Raw genomic sequence first — 2,500 nt, 5'->3', positions numbered from 1 at the left:
TAAGATCCCTGAAAGATGATCAGGTTGATAGGTCTGAGGTGGAAGTGTGGCGACACATGGAGCTGACAGATACTAATCGATCGAGGACTTAACCTAAATATTTGTGAATTGTCTGACCGTTATCTAGTTTTGAGAGAACACCTCTCAATTAGTTTGGTGGCGATAGCGAAGAGGTCACACCCGTTCCCATGCCGAACACGGAAGTTAAGCTCTTCAGCGCCGATGGTAGTTGGGGGCTTCCCCCTGTGAGAGTAGGACGCCGCCAAGCTGTTGCACGCAAGTGCAAACGGAGGATTAGCTCAGCTGGGAGAGCATCTGCCTTACAAGCAGAGGGTCGGCGGTTCGATCCCGTCATCCTCCACCATTATAATATTTTGTTGATTAAGCCGGTGTAGCTCAATTGGTAGAGCAACTGACTTGTAATCAGTAGGTTGGGGGTTCAAGTCCTCTTGCCGGCACCACTTTTTTATGATATAATATTTAAGTCTCTTTTAAAGAGCCATTAGCTCAGTTGGTAGAGCATCTGACTTTTAATCAGAGGGTCGAAGGTTCGAGTCCTTCATGGCTCACCATTTTATGCGGGTGTGGCGGAATTGGCAGACGCGCTAGACTTAGGATCTAGTGTCTTTACGGCGTGGGGGTTCGAGTCCCTTCACCCGCATTATAAAAAAAGATTTGCGGAAGTAGTTCAGTGGTAGAACACCACCTTGCCAAGGTGGGGGTCGCGGGTTCGAATCCCGTCTTCCGCTCCAACCATCCACGCCGGGGTGGTGGAATTGGCAGACACACAGGACTTAAAATCCTGCGGTAGGTGACTACCGTGCCGGTTCAAGTCCGGCCCTCGGCATTGACATATGCGCCCGTAGCTCAATTGGATAGAGCGTTTGACTACGGATCAAAAGGTTAGGGGTTCGACTCCTCTCGGGCGCGCCATTATATAACGGGAAGTAGCTCAGCTTGGTAGAGCACATGGTTTGGGACCATGGGGTCGCAGGTTCGAATCCTGTCTTCCCGACCATTATTCGGGGCCTTAGCTCAGCTGGGAGAGCGCCTGCTTTGCACGCAGGAGGTCAGCGGTTCGATCCCGCTAGGCTCCACCATTTATTTTTAAAAAGCACTTGACTATTTATCTTAAAAGAGATATAATAATAGAGTTGCTTTAATAATGATCTTTGAAAACTAAACAAGACAAACGTACCTGTTAATTCATTAAATAAATCGCACATGCGAATGTGCGTAGTCATTATCAAACTTCATGGAGAGTTTGATCCTGGCTCAGGACGAACGCTGGCGGCGTGCCTAATACATGCAAGTCGAGCGGACCGACGGGAGCTTGCTCCCTTAGGTCAGCGGCGGACGGGTGAGTAACACGTGGGTAACCTGCCTGTAAGACTGGGATAACTCCGGGAAACCGGGGCTAATACCGGATGCTTGATTGAACCGCATGGTTCAATTATAAAAGGTGGCTTTTAGCTACCACTTACAGATGGACCCGCGGCGCATTAGCTAGTTGGTGAGGTAACGGCTCACCAAGGCAACGATGCGTAGCCGACCTGAGAGGGTGATCGGCCACACTGGGACTGAGACACGGCCCAGACTCCTACGGGAGGCAGCAGTAGGGAATCTTCCGCAATGGACGAAAGTCTGACGGAGCAACGCCGCGTGAGTGATGAAGGTTTTCGGATCGTAAAACTCTGTTGTTAGGGAAGAACAAGTACCGTTCGAATAGGGCGGTACCTTGACGGTACCTAACCAGAAAGCCACGGCTAACTACGTGCCAGCAGCCGCGGTAATACGTAGGTGGCAAGCGTTGTCCGGAATTATTGGGCGTAAAGCGCGCGCAGGCGGTTTCTTAAGTCTGATGTGAAAGCCCCGGCTCAACCGGGAGGGTCATTGGAAACTGGGGAACTTGAGTGCAGAAGAGGAGAGTGGAATTCCACGTGTAGCGGTGAAATGCGTAGAGATGTGGAGGAACACCAGTGGCGAAGGCGACTCTCTGGTCTGTAACTGACGCTGAGGCGCGAAAGCGTGGGGAGCGAACAGGATTAGATACCCTGGTAGTCCACGCCGTAAACGATGAGTGCTAAGTGTTAGAGGGTTTCCGCCCTTTAGTGCTGCAGCAAACGCATTAAGCACTCCGCCTGGGGAGTACGGTCGCAAGACTGAAACTCAAAGGAATTGACGGGGGCCCGCACAAGCGGTGGAGCATGTGGTTTAATTCGAAGCAACGCGAAGAACCTTACCAGGTCTTGACATCCTCTGACAACCCTAGAGATAGGGCTTCCCCTTCGGGGGCAGAGTGACAGGTGGTGCATGGTTGTCGTCAGCTCGTGTCGTGAGATGTTGGGTTAAGTCCCGCAACGAGCGCAACCCTTGATCTTAGTTGCCAGCATTCAGTTGGGCACTCTAAGGTGACTGCCGGTGACAAACCGGAGGAAGGTGGGGATGACGTCAAATCATCATGCCCCTTATGACCTGGGCTACACACGTGCTACAATGG

At 51.6% G+C, this 2,500-nt stretch carries 9 tRNA genes and 3 rRNA genes (2 of these 12 running past the window's edge); all 12 read left to right on the top strand.

Features of this window, described 5'->3' with window-relative positions:
- Window positions 1-96 (top strand): 23S ribosomal RNA (locus H2R00_RS14580); it begins 2,827 nt to the left of the window's first position.
- Window positions 97-152: 56 nt separating this feature from the next.
- A 5S ribosomal RNA gene (rrf, locus tag H2R00_RS14575) occupies window positions 153-268 on the top strand.
- Between the two features lie 20 nt (window positions 269-288).
- A tRNA-Val gene (locus tag H2R00_RS14570) sits at window positions 289-364 on the top strand.
- A gap of 21 nt (window positions 365-385) precedes the next feature.
- Window positions 386-461 (top strand) — tRNA-Thr (locus H2R00_RS14565).
- Window positions 462-496: 35 nt separating this feature from the next.
- A tRNA-Lys gene (locus tag H2R00_RS14560) sits at window positions 497-572 on the top strand.
- Between the two features lie 6 nt (window positions 573-578).
- Window positions 579-661: transfer RNA gene (locus H2R00_RS14555), tRNA-Leu, on the top strand.
- 16 nt (window positions 662-677) lie between these two features.
- A tRNA-Gly gene (locus H2R00_RS14550) sits at window positions 678-752 on the top strand.
- Window positions 753-761: 9 nt separating this feature from the next.
- Window positions 762-847, top strand: a tRNA-Leu gene (locus tag H2R00_RS14545).
- A gap of 9 nt (window positions 848-856) precedes the next feature.
- A tRNA-Arg gene (locus tag H2R00_RS14540) sits at window positions 857-933 on the top strand.
- Window positions 934-941: 8 nt separating this feature from the next.
- Window positions 942-1,018, top strand: a tRNA-Pro gene (locus H2R00_RS14535).
- A gap of 6 nt (window positions 1,019-1,024) precedes the next feature.
- Window positions 1,025-1,100 (top strand) — tRNA-Ala (locus tag H2R00_RS14530).
- Between the two features lie 152 nt (window positions 1,101-1,252).
- Window positions 1,253-2,500, top strand: a 16S ribosomal RNA gene (locus tag H2R00_RS14525) (it continues 300 nt past the right edge of the window).

The sequence above is a fragment of the Bacillus haynesii genome, assembly GCF_014042035.1.
Classification (GTDB): domain Bacteria; phylum Bacillota; class Bacilli; order Bacillales; family Bacillaceae; genus Bacillus; species Bacillus haynesii.
The sequence above is the reverse complement of the archived record's forward strand: the minus strand, read 5'-3'. Positions and strand labels throughout refer to the sequence as shown.